Source organism: Bradyrhizobium sp. SZCCT0148, from assembly GCF_018129985.1.
GTDB classification, from domain to species: Bacteria; Pseudomonadota; Alphaproteobacteria; order Rhizobiales; family Xanthobacteraceae; genus Bradyrhizobium; species Bradyrhizobium japonicum_H.
In genome coordinates, this window is the sequence record NZ_JAFCKT010000004.1 from 301134 (window position 1) to 319795 (window position 18662).

The following is an 18662-nucleotide window of genomic DNA, read 5'->3' on the forward strand; positions in this document are numbered from 1 at the left end:
CCCGCGCGGACCTATCTCTCCTCGGTCGGGTGCACCCATTTGTAGGGCGTGATGCTTCGCGTGGCCGTCAGCTTGATCATGTGGACCGGCGGTGCGGAACGTCCCTTCCGACATGACCGGCACTTGAGCGAAGCCTCCAGCTTCCAGATCGGCGTATCGCGGGGACGACGGATCGCATCGAGCGGCAGGCTCGCGCGCGCCTTGCACCTGTTGCACTCGACCTCGAGCCAGCCCATGCCACCGTTGAGGCATTGCGCGATCGTCGGAGACGGCTGTGATGGACCTCCGTAGCCTTCCATCCTGACCGACCAGGCTTCGGCTTCAGCGCGGTCGGCCTCACGAACGGCCTTTCTGGCCTCCTCGCGCGCGTGCTTGGCCGAAATTTCCGCACCCAGAATTCGGCCGCTCCAGATGACCTCACGTGATTTGGTGCTCATGCCGCAACCAAAGCCGCACCCGACGGCGCTGGCAAATTATCGATAGCTGGTAGGCGGGATCCGCAATTCGATACTGCCGGTCGTGGGTGTGGACAACCGGCGCTGCAGGTCACTTGGCGACGCTACGACTCCGGAGGCCTGTCACCGAAGGCTTGGCACCAAAGGCTTGGCACCGAAGGTTTCACGTCGAAGGATTGGCGTGGCAGCAGCTGTCAAGCGACAGTAGGACGCAACTTCAAATCGCTTGCGTCGTTGAAGCCGCGCATCTCGGGAGTTATCGATCTGCGATACCTGCCTTCTTGAATCGGGAGAAACGAATGAGCACCATCAGCGGCGGCTGTCACTGCGGCGCAATCCGTTACGAGGTCGAGGGCGACGCGATCGTGCATGCGCTGTGCCACTGCCGCGATTGCCGGCTCCACGCCGGCGCCCCCGTCGTCGGCTGGACGATGTATCCGGAGAGCGCGCTCAAGGTGACCAAGGGCGAGCCCAAGGTCTACAGTTCCTCGGAACACGGACGACGACACTTTTGCGGCCATTGCGGCACCGGCCTGTTCTACATCAATGCCGACATGCTGCCCGGCGTCATCGACATCCAGAGCGCGACTTACGACGATCCCGATGCCGTGCCGGCGACGATGCACATCCAGGTTGCCGAGCGGCTTCGCTGGATGGAGCACGCGCACGAACTGCCGACGTTCGAGCGCTATCCGCCGCAGCCATAGCGGCGGAACCGGCACCGCTTGCGGCCGACGATTGAAGACGTCGGCAAGCCGGTCAGGTTCGGCACCACACGGCCAAGGTCGACGGCGACACGCCGGCGCTGACGATGCCCACAGCGATGATGGCGAGCGCGACCGTGTTTCTCAGCCATCCCGCGGTCGCTCGTCGCCTCAGCAATGGAAGTCCCAACCCGGATCCGAGCAGGACCGGAAGTGTGCCGAGACCGAAGCCGCTCATCGCCATCGCGCCCCCGAGCGACGAGCCGGTCAGCATGGCGTAGAACAAGGCCGCGTAGACCATGGCACAGGGCAGAAAGCCCCAGACCGCGCCGCTGACGAACAGTCCCAGCGCCGGTGGTAAATTCGTCGCACGTGCGGCCGTGCCGATCCTGGCGCTGACGGCCGCAGCCAGCCGCGACAGCCACGCCGGCAGCGACAGCACTTCGAGCATCGATAGTCCGATCCAGGCGAGAGCCGCGGCTGCGGCCCAGCGCAGGATCGCATGGGCGAATGCTTGGTCGAAGGATCCGAACACGCTGGATCCGATCGCGCCGACCGTGGCGCCGGCCAGCATGTAGGCCGAGATGCGTCCCGCGTTGATCAGCACCGTCGCCGTCAGCAGACCCTGCCGCGGCCGGTCCGAACCGAAGTCGGCGGCGAAGTGCAGGGAGGAAGCAATGCCTGCACACATGCCGAAGCAATGCAGACTCGAGGAAAAGCCCAGCAGGAGCCCGGCGATGAATAGCGGCTGGTCGAAATCGAACATTCCGGAGAGTCAACCGATTTTGTCCCTGACGGCATTGCGCTGTGTCAAAGTCTCGTTGCATGCCGTCAATCATGGCTGGGCAGCTCCTTGGTCCCGATCGCCAGCGAGACGCCAGGTTTCAAGTCGTCGCTCGCCTTACCGCAGGCGGCGATTGCCGCTGACCGAGGCCGTGCTCGGCTCCGCCGGCGGCGCCACCGTGACGACGACGATGGCCGGCGCGCCGTCGCGTTCCACCGTGAGTTTCACGTTCTGGCCAACGCGTGCGAGGCCGATCTTGTTACGGAGCTGCGCGGAGGTGCGGATGGGCCGGTCATCGGCCATGACGACGATGTCGCCCTTGCGCAGACCCGCCTTCTCTGCGGCCGAGTCGGGCGCGACCTCGGCGATGACAGCGCCTTCGTTGCGTCCCTTGTTCTGGGCCGGCGTGAGGTCCTGCAGGGAGACGCCGATGCGGCCGCGCTCGACGTGACCGGTTGCGATGATCTGCTCCATGACCCGCCGCGCCATGTTGACGGGAATCGCGAAGCCGATGCCGACGTTGCCTCCGGCGGGCGAGATGATCGCCGAATTGATGCCGATCAGTTCGCCGCGCAAACTGACCAGCGCCCCGCCGGAATTGCCGGGATTGATCGCGGCGTCGGTCTGGATGAAATCCTCATAACCCTGCTTGCCGATGCCGGTGCGGCCGAGCGCGCTGACGAGGCCTGACGTCACGGTCTGGCCGAGCCCGAACGGATTGCCGATCGCCAGCACGAAATCGCCGACCTCCAGGGCATCGCTGTCGCCGAGCGACAAGGCCTTGAGACCCGCGGGGTTGCGTATCTGAAGCACCGCAAGGTCGGTCGGCGGATCGCGGCCGACCACCCGGGCGGAGAACTGCCGGCCGTCCTTGGTGGTGATCTGCACCCCGGGCGTGCCTTCGACGACGTGATTGTTGGTCAGGATATAGCCTCGTACGGCGTCGACGATGACGCCGGAGCCGGTGGCGTTGACCTCCTTCTCGATCTGCCGGGGCACATCGAAGAACTCGCGGAAGATCGGATCGCGGTAGAGTGGATTGTCCTCGCGGACGCGGCCGTGCACGGAGATGTTCACGACCGCCGGCGTCACCTGCCGCACCAACGGCGCCAGCGTGGGGATGGTTCCGCCGAGCTTGAGATCGGGGACCTGTGCACCGGCCTGCGAGGCGGTGATCGCCAGCATCACGATCGTCAAGAGAAGCAGACGCAGGGTGCGGATCGTCATCGCACCTCTCCCTGCGCAGCGTCCGAGGTGCGCGAGGCAGCCTCCGCGAGCAACGCGCCCTGCAAGGCGAGGAAGGGAGCGGCGAACGCCGCCGCGGCATGGTTCAGCATCACGAGCGCCATCACGGTGGGGGTCAACATCGCGCCACTCTCCCTGACGCGGCGGCCCAAGGCCGCCGCAGCCGCATCGGAACGCCGCCGCCCCGCGGCGGATCGTCGTTGTCGTTGTCGCCATCGAGCTGGCGCAGCGCTGCGAGAATGTCGGCGAGCCGGATTGTGTGGCTCATGCCGGGGACTTCGCGCAACGCCGGACAGGATTCGACCGCATACATGTCGGACGCCCAGGAGGACAGGATGATGCGCTTCTCCGGCGTCGAAAGCTCGCCATCGGTCAGGACGCTCGTGGGAGACTCATAGTGCGCGGCAGGGTGGAAGACCGGATGAAGATTGCGGGCATTTGCGTTGGTGTTCGTCATCGTCGTGCTTCCCTTTTCTCTCCTTTCCAAGGGACAGGTGTCGAAGGAGACGGCGGCGAACGCGGCCGTCTCCTTCTCAGGTTACTGCGTGTTGATAGCGATGCGCCTCACGCCTTCACGCGGGTTGTCCGATTTCGGCAATGAGATGGTCAGGACGCCGTTCTTGAACGACGCCTCGGCCCTGTCCTCCAGCACGTCGTCGACCGGAATCTGACGCTCGAAGGCGCCGTAATAGCGTTCGCTGAAGTATCGGCCCTCGCCATTGCGCTCGGCCTTCTTCTCGCCGCGGATGGTCAGGACGCCATTGGCGATCTCCACCTGAACGTCCTTTTCGGTCATCCCCGGCAAGTCGGCCGAGACGGTCAACGCCTTGTCGGTTTCGCTGAGCTCGACCTTCGGCCAGGCAAAGCGACCTTCCATCGACGGCGCCAGGGCCGGGCTGCCGAAGCCGCGAAACACATCGTCGAACAGACGGTTCATTTCGCGGTGCAGGGTCAGAAACGGATCGAAGCTGTCGCGCGCGGGCGCGAGCTGCTGGGGTTTCGACCACGGAATCAGATCACGAATAGCCATTGTTCTACCTCACTCTTTCATGGGGAAGGGAGTGCTGACGCCTCGCGCGCCGCACGTCCCATCGCGATGCTCCAATTGCGCTTAGGCCGCTTGCTTCTGCGCGATCCGAGGCGAAGAAGAAGCCGCCGTTCCGATCTCGATACGGCGCGGCTTCACCGCTTCCGGCACCTCGCGCACCAGATCGATGATCAGCAGACCGTCCTGAAACGAGGCCTGCTCGACCTGGACATAGTCAGCAAGGTTGAAGACGCGCCTGAACGGACGGGCCGCGATACCTTGGTACAGATATTCGCGCGCGGCACCTTCGGGCTTCTTGCCCTCGACCGTCAGCACGTTCTGCTCAGCCGTCACGGCGATATCCTGCACGCCGAATCCGGCCACTGCCAATGTGACCCGGTAATGATCTTCGCCGGAGCGTTCGATATTGTAGGGGGGGTAGTTGTCCTCGGTCGCCTGGCGCAGCGCCGAATCGACGAGGTCGGCCAAATGATCGAAGCCGATGGTGGAGCGCCATAGCGGCGCGAAGTCTAATGTCCTCATAGCCAAGTCCTCCTGAGAGCAAGATGGATACGAAGGAGCGCAAGACGGCGAACGACCGGTCCGGCGCCCGTACCGGACCCGATCCGGCGTCCGGCACACCGCTCTCGCGGCGAAAAACGACTTAGAAAATGGAGAAAAGACTTCAAGAGGGCCCGCAAATTTTTTTTGGGCGACGCCCAGCAGACGTGTCACGGCGGCGGCTGCAGCGGCTCAAGCCGCCGCAGCGAATGTCAGTCGGCCGAGCCGGGCCTCGGCCTCCCCGCGAAGCCTCAACAGGCGGTTCCGGTCCTGCTCCGGAAGATCGGGCGTGCCGAGCAGCCGGTCGCAATGCGCGATGACGCGCTGCTCGCTCTCCATCAGGAAGCTGAGCGCAGCGCCCGCCGGGGCGCCGCGTAAGATGTCTTGATAGCGCATGGCATACGTGCGCCACGAGCCTCGATGGCGGCCACAGTCCGCGCACGAGGTCGCAGCATCCCCGTTTCGAACTGCGAGCCCGACGTTGCCGCCGGGCTCGCACGCTCCTCAGTAGTCCATGGCCGGTGCCGGTGCCGCCTCGGCCTTCTTCGGCTTGTCAGCCACCAGCGCTTCCGTGGTGATCAGCAGCGAGGCGACCGAGGCCGCATCCTGCAAGGCGGTGCGAACCACCTTGGCCGGATCGATCACGCCGGCCTGGACCATGTCCTGGTACTCGCCGGTCGCGGCATTGAAGCCCCAATTGTAGTCCTGGTGCTCCAGCAACTTGCCGACCACGACCGAACCATCCTCGCCGGCATTCTGCACGATCTGGCGCGCCGGCACCTGGATGGCACGGCGCACGATGTCGACGCCGGCCTTCTGATCGGCATTGCCGGTCTTGACGCCGTCGAGTGCCCTGAGCGAGCGTAGCAAGGCAACGCCCCCGCCCGGCAGGATGCCCTCCTCGACTGCAGCCCGCGTCGCATGCAGCGCGTCGTCGACGCGGTCCTTGCGCTCCTTGACCTCGACCTCGGTGGCGCCGCCGACGCGGATCACCGCGACACCGCCGGCGAGTTTGGCGAGCCGCTCCTGCAGCTTCTCGCGGTCGTAGTCCGAGGTGGTCTCCTCGATCTGCGCCCTGATCTGCTGGCTGCGCGCCTCGATGTCCTTCCTCGCACCGGCGCCATCGACGATGGTGGTGTTTTCCTTCTCGATCACGACCTTCTTGGCGCGGCCGAGCATCTTGACGGTGACGTTCTCGAGCTTGATGCCGAGATCCTCCGAGATCACGGTGCCGCCGGTGAGGACCGCGATGTCTTCCAGCATCGCCTTGCGGCGATCACCGAAGCCGGGCGCCTTGACCGCGGCGACCTTCAGCCCGCCGCGCAACCGGTTGACGACAAGCGTCGCCAGCGCCTCGCCCTCGACCTCCTCGGCGATGATCAGGAGCGGCTTGCCGGACTGCACCACCTGCTCGAGCAACGGCAGCACCGCCTGCAGGCCCGAGAGCTTCTTCTCGTGGATCAGGACATAGGGATCCTCGAGCTCGACCCGCATCTTCTCCGCATTGGTGACGAAGTAAGGCGATACGTATCCGCGGTCGAACTGCATCCCCTCGACCACTTCGAGCTCGGTGTGAAGGCTCTTGGCCTCCTCGACGGTGATCACACCCTCGTTGCCGACCTTCTGCATGGCCTCGGCCAGGAAGCGGCCGATCTCGGTATCGCCATTGGCCGAGATGGTGCCGACCTGAGCTATCTCGGCGTTGGAGGTGACCTTCCTGGCGTGGCTCTTGAGATCGCCGACGACAGCCTCGACGGCGAGATCGATGCCGCGCTTGAGGTCCATCGGGTTCATGCCGGCCGCAACGGCCTTGGCACCCTCCTTGACGATCGCCTGCGCCAGCACGGTCGCCGTCGTGGTGCCGTCACCGGCGAGATCGTTGGTCTTGGACGCGACCTCGCGCACCATCTGCGCGCCCATGTTCTCGAACTTGTCCTCGAGCTCGATCTCCTTGGCGACGGTGACGCCGTCCTTGGTGATCCGCGGCGCGCCGAACGATTTCTCGATGACGACGTTACGACCCTTGGGACCGAGCGTCACCTTCACCGCATTGGCCAGCGTGTCGACGCCGCGCAGCATGCGCTCGCGGGCTTCGGTCGCAAATTTCACGTCCTTGGCAGCCATGTTGCAAAACTCCTTTCCATTCGATGACTGTCAGATTCAGGCGGCCTTCTTCAGCGTGGCGGTCGTCTCGACCACGCCGAGCAGGTCGCTTTCCTTCATGATCAGGAGCTCCTCGCCGTCGATCTTCACCTCGGTGCCCGACCATTTGGCGAACAGCACGCGGTCGCCGGGCTTGACGTCGAGCGGCACGAGCTGGCCCTGCTCGTTGCGCGCGCCGGGGCCCGCGGCGATGATCTCGCCCTGCTGCGGCTTCTCCTTGGCGGTATCCGGGATGATGATGCCACCGGCGGTCTTGGCCTCGGCATCGATGCGGCGCACGAGCACACGGTCGTGCAATGGACGGAAATGCATGCACACCCTCCTTCACAGGTTAAGCGATGTCCAAATCCCGAGGCCGGAACCGGCCCCCGGGCGGAGAACGACCTAGGCGCGCGATTTTTTCGGTTCAAGAGGCGGGTGGGAAAATTTTTGAGCGCGATGCCACGACCGCGGCGTCACGCCGCTGCCCGCTCCTGGTGCCGGCGGGCCCAGCGCAGGGCCAGCGGTCCCGATGCGATCCCGGCGGCCAGAACGAGGAAGACCAGCAGCCAGCCGCTCGCGCTCTGCGGACCGCCCGCGGCATCGAGCGCGGCCCCGGTGCCCCAGGCGCCCAGCGCCGACAGCCCGAAACCGACGGTCGAGTGCAGGGCGAGCGTCGCGCCGCGATGCTCGCTGACGGCAGCGGCCGACATGCCCGCGGTGAGCGCCCCGGAATCGGCGGGAACGGTGAGGCCGTAGACGACAAGCAGCAGCGCCAGCACCCAGGCCGGCCCCGTCGCGCTCAAGCCCAGCAGCAGCGCGACGCAGGCGGAGGTAATCATCACGATCGTAATGGCGCGATGGCGGCCGAACTTCAGCGCCGCCTCGTTGCCGAGGATGCTGGCGGGCATCGAGATCACGGCGAAGACGAAGCTCACGACGACCGGCGTCAGCCAGGACGGCGCGCCCTGATGGGCGACGACGAAGGTCCAGAAGCCGACCAGCCAGGTTCGGATGCCGTAGAGCTCGAAGCAATGCGCGCCGTAGCCGAGGATGTAGCCGAGCGCTTCACGATTGGCGAACACGGGTGCGAAATTCAGCAGCCGTCCCGTCCTCGGGGCAGGCCGATGGCCCTCCATCAGAAGGCACGCGATCACCATCGCGATGGGGCCGACGCCGGTGACGTAAAACGCAGTCCGCCATCCCCAGCGATCGGCGAGGACTTGTGCGACGAGGAACGACAGGCCGACGCCGACCGAGAAGCTCGACGTGTACAGCGTCACCGCCCGCGAGGGGTCGCCTGCGGGCAACCGGTCGGTCAACGCCTTCAGGCCGGGCATGTAGGCGCCGGCAAAGCCCAGTCCCGAGAGCGACCAGATCAGCGTGCCCGACCAGAACCCCTGGCCGAAAATGCCGAAGGCTATGGTCGCTAGGCCGCTGACCATGGAGCCGCACAGCAACACGATCCGCGCGTCAATGCGATCGGTCAGCGTCGTCAGCACCGGCACCGCCAGCATGTAGCCGAACGCATAGCCGCTTGCCATCAGCCCGCCCTCGGCGGCAGACAGCCCCCACGCCGGCATCAGATGCTGCGCCAGATTCGCGGACAGCGTCACGTGCGGCAGCAGATTGCCGAGCTGGCCGATACACATCACCGCGATCAGCGATCCCCCGCTCACACTCCGAATACTCGCCTCCCCTCCGTCCCTATTTTGTCTGGTCTGCACGTAGCAACAGAAGCGCGAAAAACGCGGAGATCGAGGCCAGCGCGCTGATCCAGAGCGCGCTGCTGCCAAACTGCTCCACCATCACTCCGAGCGCGAGCGGGGCGAGCGCCCCGGTCGCCCGCGACGGCAGCGAGATCATGCCGACGCGCCGGCCGAATCCCGCCGGCCCGAACAGTGCCAAAGGAAGCGTGCCGCGGGCAATGGTGATGATGCCGTTGCCTGCGCCATACAGCACCGTGAAAGTCGGTGCGAGCAAGGGGCCGCCCGCAACCAATGCAACCACGCCGATCGGATTCATCAGCATGGCGAGGCGTGCCGACAACAGCGGATGAAACCGACCGAGCCACCCTGCTTCCAGGAGGCGGGCGCCGACCTGTGCGGGCCCGACCAAGGCGCCTGCGAGCAGGGCTTGTGCCGGCGTCGCGCCGAACGTCACCAGCATGGTCGGCAGAATGGCCGAGACACCTGAGCTGACGAAGCTTGCTGCCGCGAACATGTAAGCCAGCAGCACCATCGCGAACGTCTCGCTTTGCCGTCCGGATCTTTCGCTCGCGCCCGGGTCCGGCCGAGGCTGCTGGTCCAGAGGAACGGCGCGCGGGAGAGACAGATTGAGCGGCAGCGCCAGACAGATGTGAATCGCCGCCCACACCTGGCAGGCCACGCGCCAGTCGTACTCGGCGGCCAGCCACGTCGTGAAGGGCCAGCCGAGGGTGCTGGCGAAACCCGCGATCAAAGTGATGCCGGTGATGGTTCGTCGCGCGTTGCTGCCGTAGATGCGCGCAAGCGTCGCGAAGGCCGCTTCGTAGAGGCCCATGCCCATGCCGATGCCGAGCAACACCCAGGCTGTAACCAGCACCACCACGCCGTGAGCCACGGACAAGAGGAGCAAGCCTGCCACAAACATGAGGTTCGAGACCGCAAGCAGGCCACGCCCTCCGAACGTATCGATGGCGTGCCCCACGCGTGGCCCGAGCAGGCCGGAGATGACGAGTGCTCCCGAGAGCGCGCCGAACACCCAGGTCGGCGCAAGACCGAGATCGCGCGCAATCGGCGCCGCCAGGATGGCAGGAAGCTAATAGCTCGATGCCCACGCGATGGTTTGCGCGGTTCCGAGTGCGACGACAACTGCGAGCGGGCCTGTCTCCCGGCCCGCCGGGACCTGCGTCATGAACAGCCGCACCCCGCGCGACCTTCCGTCTTGGCAGTTTCATCGGCAGCACAGCAGGCTGACAACTCCGCCTTCGCAGGACCGCCGCAGCATCCCGCACCCGCCGCCTCGACACCGCCGCGCGTGCAGACGCCGGTCTCCGGCAGCACGAGCTCGACGCGGGCCGCGGCCTCCTTGTCACCGGCGATGTCGGCGACGATGGAACGGACCTGTTCGTATCCGGTCATCATCAGGAAGGTCGGCGCACGACCGTAGGACTTCATGCCGGCCAGATAAAAGCCAGGCTCGTCATGCGCGAGCTCGCGGGCGCCGTGCGGACGAACCGTGCCGCAGCTATGCTCGTTGGGATCGATCAGCGGCGCGAGCGCGACCGGCGCCTCGATGGCCGGATCGAGCCGCAACCGTAATTCGGACAGGAACGAGAGGTCAGGCCGGAAGCCGGTCGAAACCACAAGTTCGTCCGCCACAACGCTCTGCGCGCCGCAACAGGCGCCCGCCGAGATCCTGAGGCGGCCTTCGGACTCCGAGACATGCGTCACGCCAAATCCGGTCGCGACCTTGATCTTGCCGGCAGCCACGAGCGCGGCGAAGGTGGACCCCAGCGCGCCGCGCGCGGCCAGCTTGTCATTGCTGCCGCCGCCGAAGGCCTTTGCGGGATCGGTGCCGCGCAACAGCCAGATCGCTTGCGTGCCCGGCGCCTCGTCCGCGAGCTGAGCGAGATCGATCAGCGTGCCGAGCGCGGAATGACCGGCACCGAGCACGGCAACGGTCCTGCCGGCATAGCGGGCGCGATCGGCGCCGCGCACGTCCGGCATGCCGTAGGCGATGCGGCCCGCGTGCTCGCGTTCGCCGATCGCGGGCAGGCCGTTGCTGCCGGCGGATTGGGAGAGAACCACGTACCTGACGCGTCGATCACGGCATCGGCGCGCAGCACCTCGGGCCCCTTGCCATTCTGATAGCGGATCTCGAACGGTGCCTGCCCCCTGCCCTTCGTTTTCGCCTTGTCGAAGCCGGCGCGGCTGATCGCCGTGACCCGGCTCGACGTTCGGATAGTGTCGCGCAGCGGCGTACGGCTTGCGAGCGGCGCGAGATATCGCTCGATCAGCTCGCCGCCGGTCGGATAGGCGTGAGGATCCGGCGAATTCCAGCCGGTCGGTGCGAGCAGGCGCGCTGCCGCCTTGTCGATATTGTATTCCCACGGCGAGAACAGCTGGACGTGCTGCCACTGACGGACCGCATGTGCGGCTTCAGGGCCACCCTCCATCACGATGGGGGACATGCCGCGTTCGAGAACATGCGCAGCCGCAGCGAGGCCAACCGGCCCGGCTCCGATGATGGCGACCGTCTTGACGTCTGTTCCGGCGTTCATTGCGACTTCTCCCATCTTTCTAGAATCATCGAATAAACTGAACCGAAAAATTTTCAGGCGGCCGTTTGCTTATCCTTGCATCCGACTTCGTCCGCGCAGCACTCCGCCGCCAGGAAATCGACGAGGCCGCGCATGGCATCGAAGTTGGCGTGGCAGATCAGGGTGGTCGATTCCCTGGTCTGGCTGACGAGGCCGACCGCGACCAGGGTCTTGATGTGATGCGACAGTGTCGACGCCGGGATCTTCAGCTTGTCCTGAAGGCGACCGACCGGCATGCCGGCATGCCCGGCACGGACCAACGCCCGATAGATTTGAAGCCGGGTTTGATTACCCAGTGCCTCCAGGCGCGCTGCTGCGTCAGCAATCTTCATGATCCTCATGGTGCGCTTGTTCACGCCGTCTGTCAAACCATATTTCTAGAATATTCGAATTATGACCGTAGGAATTGAGATTTCCGATTGACGCCTCCTCGTCTATTCCATAAATCTGGATATATGGAAAATGAAGATGCCGTCCTCTCCCTCGCCGCGTTGGCTCAGTCCACCCGTCTGGAGGCGTTCCGCACGCTGGTCAGGCACGAGCCCGACGGCCTCGCTGCCGGCGACCTCGCCCGCCTGCTGGAGGTTCCCCAGAACACGCTCTCCGCGCATTTGGCGATCCTGAGCCGGGCGCGCCTCGTCTCCTCCGAGCGGCACAGCCGCTCGATCGTCTACCGCGCCAATCTCAGCGAATTCCGCGACGTGACGCTCTTCCTGCTTCGCGATTGCTGCGGCGGGCGACCGGAGGTCTGCGATCCCGTCGTCGAAACATTGCAATCCTGCTGCTCGCCGAAACGAAAGGAGCGAAGCCGTGTCTGACCAGATCTACAATGTGCTGTTTCTATGCACCGGCAACTCGGCGCGATCGATCCTGGCCGAGTCGATCCTTCGCAAAGACGGCGCCAACCACTTTCACGCCTATTCCGCCGGCAGCACGCCAAAGGGCACGGTGCATCCGCTCGCGCTGAGCACGCTCAAGGCCATGGACTACCCCGTCGACGGGATTCGCTCGAAGAGCTGGCTGGAGTTTGCGAGCGCCGACGCGCCCGTGATGGATTTCGTCTTCACTGTCTGTGACAACGCAGCGGGCGAGGCCTGCCCGATCTGGCCGGGCCAGCCGATGACGGCGCATTGGGGCATTGAAGACCCCGCCGCGGCCGAAGGTTCCGAGCTGCAGAAGCAGGCGGCGTTCGTCACGGCGTTCCGCTATCTCAAGAATCGGATCGATACCTTCGTGAACCTGCCGTTGAGGAAGATCGACAGGCTATCGCTCGGCACCAAGCTGCGCGAGATCGGCCGCTCCGATGGCGCGACATCCGGCCGAGACGACGTAGCGTGACGATGAGCATCTTCGAACGATACCTCACTCTGTGGGTCGCACTTTGCATTGTCGTCGGCGTCGCACTGGGACACGTCCTGCCCGGCGTCTTCGGAGCCATCGCCGCCGCTGAGGTCGCCAAGGTCAACCTGCCGGTCGCAGTGCTTATCTGGCTCATGATCGTGCCCATGTTGCTGAAGATCGACTTCGGCTCGCTCGGCCAGGTCCGGGAGCACTGGCGCGGCGTCGGCGTCACCCTCTTCATCAATTGGGCCGTGAAGCCGTTCTCGATGGCGCTGCTCGGCTCCTTCTTCATCGGCCACCTCTTCGCACCGCTGCTGCCGGCCGGCCAGATTTCGTCCTACATCGCCGGCTTGATTTTGCTGGCGGCCGCGCCCTGCACCGCGATGGTGTTCGTGTGGTCCAATTTGTGCGAGGGAGAGCCCCACTACACGCTGAGCCAGGTCGCCCTGAACGACGTGATCATGGTGTTCCTGTTTGCGCCATTGGTAGGGCTATTGCTCGGCGTGGCCTCGATCAGCGTCCCCTGGAGCACGCTGCTGCTCTCCGTCCTGCTTTACATCGTGGTTCCCGTGATCGTCGCACAACTGTGGCGCAAGGCGCTGATGCGACGCGGCGCCGCCAGCTTCGACCGCATCATGCGGAAGCTCCAGCCTGTTTCGCTGGTAGCGCTCCTTACGACATTGGTGCTGCTGTTTGGCTTCCAGGGCGAGCAGATCGTCAGGCAGCCGCTCGTCATTGCCATCCTCGCCGTGCCGATCCTCGTCCAGGTCTATCTCAATGCGGGGTTGGCATATTGGCTGAGCCGGCGATTTGGCGTGGCCTGGTGCGTCGCAGCTCCGGCGGCCCTGATCGGCGCGAGCAACTTCTTCGAGCTGGCGGTCGCTGCCGCCATCAGCCTGTTCGGCCTGGATTCCGGCGCCGCGCTGGCGACCGTGGTCGGCGTGCTCGTCGAGGTACCCGTGATGCTGTCCGTCGTCCGCATCGTCAAGGCGACAAGGGGCTGGTACGAAGCCGGCGCGAGCCGAGCCCCAACGGGGGTGGAAGCCCGTCCGTAAGGCCCAGACCATTTGGGCATCGCGAACACACTGAGCTCCAAAACTGATCCGCTGCTCCGTATGCGGATCGTCGAAACCAAAGCCCGGGTTTATCCGAGCAAGCCTTTCAAGCCTGCATAGATGGAGCCTATGCCGGTCGCGGCGACACCCGCCAACGGACCGACGGTCTGCATGAGGTCCTGGATCAAGCGGGCGCGACGACGCAGTTGCTCTTCGCCGACATGCTGCCCCAACAGGCGCGCTACGCGGAAAGCAAACGCGTTCGGCTTGCCGCCTTGCGTCAGCACCCGGGGCAGCACCTGGAAGATCACCACGCTCAAGATGTTTCCGGAGACGAAGGCCAGCAGGATGCTGGCGCCATATTCGAATACTTCGCGCCATTCGATCCAGGCTTCCGGCAATATCGGAACGTGGTCGTGAACGCCGGTCACCGTCAGCATCGCCAAGATGCTGACCAGCGCCATCAGGAAAGCCAGCACGAACGCCGTCAGGGTGAAGACGCGATGCAGGGGATAGGCCACGAAGCCGAACAGGAGCGGTATCGCGATCGAGGCGATCCGCAGCGGAATCGGCGAGACGTTGAAGGTGATGGTCACGAGCACATGCGCAATCACCAGCAACAGCGACGGCACGGCGATGTAGAGCACGGCATGTGCACCATAATAGCGCAGCGGATTATTGTAGCGTTCGAGCCGGACATTGACACGGTCGAGATCGCGCCTGAGCTTGTCCAGATCGGAAACGATGTCTTCGATTTCGAGCAGCATCGGCCTCACGACGCGCAGGTCCCGCGAGCAGTGTTTGCACGCGATCGCTTCATCCTTGATCGTCTCGGCGCAGAACGGACATTCCATCGCTAGCGAGACTTCCTTCGCCTGTTGATCGCCTCGACCTCGTCCCTCGCCCGTCTCAGCTCATCGCGCAATTCCTCGCGTTTGCGCAGCAGGTCGTCCCGCTCCGCGACCAATGTGGCGGGAACGGCGATGTCGCGCCCGCAGGCGCCGCAAACCAGCGCCCCCTCCGCGGTCCCGGAGCAGCAGTAGGGACACGTCACTTAGGCGCGACCTTCAGCGTGAAGATGGTCGTGCCGGGCCGACCGTCACTGTCCTTGACGTCGACGCGCACCGTGTATTCGCCGGGCGGCAACTCGGCGTCCTGCATGTTGATGCCCTCGGCCTTCACGAAGGGCTTCACCCGCGCCGTGAGGTCCACATTCGGCGTCCGGAGAAAAAGCACCTTGACCGAGTCCGGATCGATCTTCGCTCCGCCGAACGACTCGAACTTCAGCACCAGCGGCATTGGAGAGCTGACCGACTCGCCGGGCGAGATGAATTCGACCTTCGGGCCGCGCAGGATGCCGCGCCGGTCGGCCGCGACCGCGCCTTTTGGAGGTGGCAGCTTGGCTTCTTCCTCGGTGATCAATGGCGTGGCGCGCGAAGGTGCCGAAAGCAACAAAGCTGCCGCCACGACGCCCAACAAGAACTTCCGCTTCATCGTCCGTCCACCTTTCCCCTGCCTGTCCGTTACCGCAAGCCGCCATCGCCGATGATCGTGTACGGCGCCCAGAACAGCGGATGGGCATAGGCAAACTCCGTCTTGCCCTCGCTGTTGAGATAGCCGGGGCCGTCGACGAGTGCCATCGCGGCCTGCCGCAACGCTTCGGCGCGCGACAGCTTGGGATCGTCGGCCTGCCGCTTGAAAAGATCCGTCACCAATTGCCGCGCCGACTGCGAATGCACCGACCAGTTCGTCACCAGCAACGCACGCGTTCCGGCATAGAAGAAGGCGCGGCCAAGTCCGGAGGCCGCCTCGGCCCCGGCCCCGGCACCCGCACCGGTGTTGCAGGCCGAAAGGATAACCCAGTCGGCATCGAGCTTGAGGCCGAGAATTTCCTCCATGGTCAAAAGCCCGTCGCCGCCTTCGCCGGTCACCGCAGGAGAGGACAGAGCGAGCGCCGGCTGCGTCAGCCCGTTCAGCTCGCCCGGAACGAGGCCGTGGGTGGCGAAGGCCAAAATCCGGAAGCCGGACAGATTCATGGTCTTCACCGCGCTCTCGGTGGCGCTCTTGCCGAGGAACAGGACTTTCGAGGGATCGGCCTGCAGCGCCAGCGCGATCGATTTCAGCTCGTCCGCGGTATCGGGAAGCCGGGGCAGCAGGCCGAGCTCGGCGCTGTCGACGCCGTCGAGCTTGGGACTGTTGCGCCGCTTCAGCGGACCGCCGCGCGTGACGTTGCCGCCGGCATCGGCGACCTGCACCTTCTCCCCGGCGCCGTCAGCCTCGGCCTGCTGATCCCTGTTGAAATAGGGGTCGCCGAAGGCAACGAGATCGCCGCGGCCGGGCTTGCCGGGCGGCAATTGCCGCAGCGTGCGCAAGGCCGCCGCCGACGGGACCGTCGAAACCGCATGGGTCCGCGCCAGCCACGGCACGTTGCGATAGCCGATGAACAGCGGATCCTCGTCGGCTGCCACCTCGACCCTCGCCGTCGGCAACAGGGACAGCGGCAGCAGCCCGAGCGCGCCATTGGTCACGACGATCAGGTTCTTGGCCGGCTTCCATCCGCTCTCGACCGGCTTGAGCAGGAGTTCGTACAGCTCATGGCCGAGCGCGAGGTCGAACGGCGGAATGTCCGAGATCATCGCTGCCTGCGGCTCGAGCGCTTCGCGCAGCTTGCGGATCTTGCTCTCGATGTCGCCGATCTTGGCGGGCACGGCCGCAAACGCCACCGGCCCCGATTTCGGCACGGCCCACACGAAGCTGCCGTTCTGACCGAAATAGAACGACAGCATGGCCTCGTCGTCCGCTAGCGTAGCGCGGATCTCGGCTACGCTCGGCGGCTTGGGCGAGACCAGATCGGCGTAGATCGGAAATTTCTGCTTGATCTCCTGCCGCGCCTTGTCGCGCTGTGAGCGCAATGCCGCGATGGAAGCCTGGATCTGCGCAACGCCCTTGTCGTCCCGCTCGGTCCCGGGAAGCGCGAGCACGTTGTTGAGCGTGCCGAGCTGGGCGTTGACCTGCTTGGTGAGGTCCTGCTCCTTGCGCACGAGCTCGGCGAGCGCGGGGTCCTTTGCGGCCGCGCGCGCACTCGACGCCGCCAGCGCCTGCTGCACCGAACGACCGCGGATGGCGTCGGCGAGGCTGAACGTCTCTTCTCCGATGTCCTTGCCGGCTCCTTCGGACCTCGCCAGCAGCACCAGATAGCTCTCGACGATGGCCTGCAGCCGCTGGCTGCGCGCGGCGACCACCGTCGTGTTCTCGTCATCGGCGTTCTCGTTGGCGCCCGCCATCATGATCGGAATGGCGGCCTTGTACTCGCGGATCGCCTCGGCATCGCGGCGTGCGCGCATCAGGCCCATGGCCAGCGTGCCACGGGCGGACGCCGCGTCGAAATGATTTTCGCCCACCCGGGCGATCTGCTTCTTCACGAGCTGCTCGGCAGCGGCAATGCCTGCGTCCAGCTGACCCGAACCATAGAGCGAGAGGATCCGAGACGGATTGAGCTCGAACACCTGACGGCGCTGCGGATCCCAGCCGGCGACGGCCTTGTCGATCCGCGCGAACATCGCGTTCGCTTCGGCATTCTGGCGCCGCAGGGTGAGGATGCCGGCGAGCTGCGACAGCAATTGCACTGTCGCCTGCGAATCCTCGGGCACGCCCACCTTCTGATTGATTTCGAGCGCGACACGCCCGAGTTTCTCGGCCTCCTCGTACCGGCCCTGGTCGACCAGGATGCCCGCGAACCCCATCACGAAACGCGGCGTGACGGAATTGTACTTGCCGGTATCCTTCAGGCGCGACAGCAGCGCGCGGCGTGCGTCCACCTCGGCCTCGGCGAGCCGGCCCTGCTTCGCCTTCATGCGCGCCTGGTTCAGGATGATGCCGTCGATCGCCTGCAACAGGATGGTTTCGGCGGGCGGATTGTCGCCTTCCAGAATCGCCTTTGTGCTCGCGCGCTTGCGCAGCTCGGCATTGCGATAGGCGACCTCGGCGTCGGCGAACTGTCCGCGCGCCTCGAAAATCAGCGCACGACCCAGCTCCAGCTCGCCTTCCCAGCTCTGGCCGAACTTGGCATAGGACGCTCGCCAGTTGGGATGGCCGCTGGTGCGGGCCTCCTGGATCGCGGTCTGGCTGCGGCGCAGATAGCCCTCGGCCTGAGCGACGTCACCCATCTGGATGAGAACGCTGGCGATGCCGCGGTTGGTGTTGAACTGCAGCCCCTTGGCGCCGGGCATGCTGGCGGATTCACGCAGCAGTCGCTGCATGATCTCCAGCGAACGCTTCGGATCGCCTGCGAGCGCGTGCTGCAGGGATTGGAGTTGCAGGATACGGCCCAGCAGGTTCGGACTGACGGCGCCGCGCCCGAGCTCTGCGGCCTTGTCGGCGTCCGCCATCGCTTCGGCGAGCCGGCCGAGCTGGGCGCGTGCGTTGGCGCGGTCGAAATAGAGCTGGGCGAGATCCGCGCGGGATTCCTTCCCCGTCGGAACGGCATCGGCGTCCGACCTCAATTCCGCGATCATCTTCTCGTCGGGCTTGTCGCCGTCCAGGATCGCCGTGATATCGGCGATGCTGCGGGGCGGTGCGACGAAGTCCTTTGGAAGCGCGGCACCTGCCTCGAGCTTGGGCGCCGCTTCCTTGGGAATTTCGACGGCCACGTTGGCACGACCGTTGGCGGCATTGAGCGCCGCCATGACACAGGCCCTGACTTGCGGCGAGGCCTTGGCGCGGCAGGCTTCGAGACTGGCGCCGCCACCGCCGCGCATGCAGGCCTGCACGATCGGCTTGCCGATGGTCATTCGGCAATTCTCCACCGCCGCTTCCTTGCTGAGGGCGGCGGCCGAGCCGGTGGTGCCGAGCAGGATGGCGAGAGCCAGCAGGGTGCGGTGGGAAACGTCCGGACGGCTCTTCAAAGGACGCGGGGCGTCTAGGAGCATCTCTAAGGACCTTTGGGCAAATGACTTGAAGAAAACGAAATAATCCTAGCCATCCGGCTCGGAAGGACAAGCCAAATGATGGTTCCCACGTGATGTCTCAACCGGGATGAGGGCTTG

Annotated in this window: 19 protein-coding genes and 2 pseudogenes; 4 read left to right on the forward strand and 17 right to left on the reverse strand. The window is 65.4% G+C overall.

Annotation, left to right across the window (positions count from 1 at the left end):
- Positions 1-11: 11 nt before the first annotated feature.
- Positions 12-437, reverse strand: coding sequence for a hypothetical protein (locus JQ580_RS16150; RefSeq protein ID WP_212281048.1), 426 nt, complete (start codon positions 435-437; stop codon positions 12-14).
- A 317-nt stretch (positions 438-754) separates the two neighbouring features.
- Between JQ580_RS16150 and JQ580_RS16155 the strand changes: the two genes are divergently transcribed.
- The gene (locus tag JQ580_RS16155; RefSeq protein WP_212281049.1) at positions 755-1162 is read left to right on the forward strand and encodes a GFA family protein; all 408 of its coding nucleotides are present in this window, start codon (positions 755-757) and stop codon (positions 1160-1162) included.
- Positions 1163-1214: 52 nt separating this feature from the next.
- Here the strand turns inward: JQ580_RS16155 and JQ580_RS16160 are convergent, their stop codons facing one another.
- From JQ580_RS16160 to JQ580_RS16220, 13 genes and pseudogenes are all read right to left on the reverse strand, one after another.
- Positions 1215-1925: a sulfite exporter TauE/SafE family protein gene (locus JQ580_RS16160; protein WP_212281050.1), complete on the reverse strand. Its 711-nt coding sequence runs from the start codon at positions 1923-1925 to the stop codon at positions 1215-1217.
- 135 nt (positions 1926-2060) lie between these two features.
- On the reverse strand, positions 2061-3170 hold the full coding sequence (locus JQ580_RS16165; protein ID WP_212281051.1) for a trypsin-like peptidase domain-containing protein: 1110 nt from the start codon (positions 3168-3170) through the stop codon (positions 2061-2063).
- The gene (locus tag JQ580_RS16170; protein WP_212281052.1) at positions 3167-3310 is read right to left on the reverse strand and encodes a hypothetical protein; all 144 of its coding nucleotides are present in this window, start codon (positions 3308-3310) and stop codon (positions 3167-3169) included. The genes JQ580_RS16165 and JQ580_RS16170 overlap by 4 nt, the downstream gene beginning before the upstream one ends.
- The gene (locus tag JQ580_RS16175) at positions 3304-3645 is read right to left on the reverse strand and encodes a hypothetical protein (RefSeq protein ID WP_212281053.1); all 342 of its coding nucleotides are present in this window, start codon (positions 3643-3645) and stop codon (positions 3304-3306) included. The genes JQ580_RS16170 and JQ580_RS16175 overlap by 7 nt, the downstream gene beginning before the upstream one ends.
- Positions 3646-3726: 81 nt before the next feature.
- Entirely contained in the window at positions 3727-4218 is a 492-nt protein-coding gene (locus JQ580_RS16180; protein ID WP_212281054.1) for an Hsp20/alpha crystallin family protein, read from the reverse strand.
- Positions 4219-4299: 81 nt separating this feature from the next.
- Entirely contained in the window at positions 4300-4758 is a 459-nt protein-coding gene (locus JQ580_RS16185; protein WP_212281055.1) for an Hsp20 family protein, read from the reverse strand.
- A 210-nt stretch (positions 4759-4968) separates the two neighbouring features.
- Entirely contained in the window at positions 4969-5172 is a 204-nt protein-coding gene (locus JQ580_RS16190) for a hypothetical protein (RefSeq protein ID WP_212281056.1), read from the reverse strand.
- Between the two features lie 108 nt (positions 5173-5280).
- On the reverse strand, positions 5281-6900 hold the full coding sequence (gene groL / locus JQ580_RS16195) for a chaperonin GroEL (protein WP_212281057.1): 1620 nt from the start codon (positions 6898-6900) through the stop codon (positions 5281-5283).
- 36 nt (positions 6901-6936) lie between these two features.
- Positions 6937-7251, reverse strand: a complete 315-nt coding sequence (gene groES, locus JQ580_RS16200) for a co-chaperone GroES (RefSeq protein WP_212281058.1) — start codon at positions 7249-7251, stop codon at positions 6937-6939.
- A gap of 143 nt (positions 7252-7394) precedes the next feature.
- On the reverse strand, positions 7395-8570 hold the full coding sequence (locus JQ580_RS16205) for an MFS transporter (protein ID WP_212281200.1): 1176 nt from the start codon (positions 8568-8570) through the stop codon (positions 7395-7397).
- Positions 8571-8625: 55 nt separating this feature from the next.
- Positions 8626-9813: pseudogene (locus tag JQ580_RS16210) on the reverse strand (MFS transporter).
- Positions 9810-11182: pseudogene (locus JQ580_RS16215) on the reverse strand (NAD(P)-binding domain-containing protein). The pseudogenes JQ580_RS16210 and JQ580_RS16215 overlap by 4 nt, the downstream one beginning before the upstream one ends.
- Positions 11183-11235: 53 nt before the next feature.
- A complete protein-coding gene (locus JQ580_RS16220; protein WP_212281201.1) occupies positions 11236-11553 on the reverse strand; it encodes an ArsR/SmtB family transcription factor in 318 nt (105 codons plus the stop codon).
- A 123-nt stretch (positions 11554-11676) separates the two neighbouring features.
- Here JQ580_RS16220 and JQ580_RS16225 point away from each other — a divergent pair, with 123 nt between their 5' ends.
- From JQ580_RS16225 to arsB, 3 genes are read left to right on the forward strand one after another with little or no spacing between them, the layout of a single operon-like run.
- Positions 11677-12039 carry an ArsR/SmtB family transcription factor gene (locus JQ580_RS16225; RefSeq protein ID WP_212281059.1) on the forward strand — a complete coding sequence of 121 codons (363 nt, stop codon included), beginning with the start codon at positions 11677-11679 and terminating at the stop codon, positions 12037-12039.
- Entirely contained in the window at positions 12032-12559 is a 528-nt protein-coding gene (locus tag JQ580_RS16230) for an arsenate reductase ArsC (RefSeq protein ID WP_212281060.1), read from the forward strand. Before JQ580_RS16225 ends, JQ580_RS16230 begins: the two co-directional genes overlap by 8 nt.
- A gap of 2 nt (positions 12560-12561) precedes the next feature.
- Entirely contained in the window at positions 12562-13617 is a 1056-nt protein-coding gene (arsB, locus tag JQ580_RS16235; protein ID WP_212281202.1) for an ACR3 family arsenite efflux transporter, read from the forward strand.
- 89 nt (positions 13618-13706) lie between these two features.
- On the opposite strand, the gene JQ580_RS16240 is transcribed toward arsB, so the two are convergent.
- From JQ580_RS16240 to JQ580_RS16250, 3 genes are all read right to left on the reverse strand, one after another.
- A complete protein-coding gene (locus JQ580_RS16240) occupies positions 13707-14471 on the reverse strand; it encodes a hypothetical protein (RefSeq protein ID WP_212281061.1) in 765 nt (254 codons plus the stop codon).
- Between the two features lie 196 nt (positions 14472-14667).
- Entirely contained in the window at positions 14668-15111 is a 444-nt protein-coding gene (locus tag JQ580_RS16245; RefSeq protein ID WP_212281062.1) for an Ig domain-containing protein, read from the reverse strand.
- A gap of 29 nt (positions 15112-15140) precedes the next feature.
- Positions 15141-18545, reverse strand: a complete 3405-nt coding sequence (locus JQ580_RS16250; protein ID WP_212281063.1) for a CHAT domain-containing protein — start codon at positions 18543-18545, stop codon at positions 15141-15143.
- Positions 18546-18662: the final 117 nt, after the last annotated feature.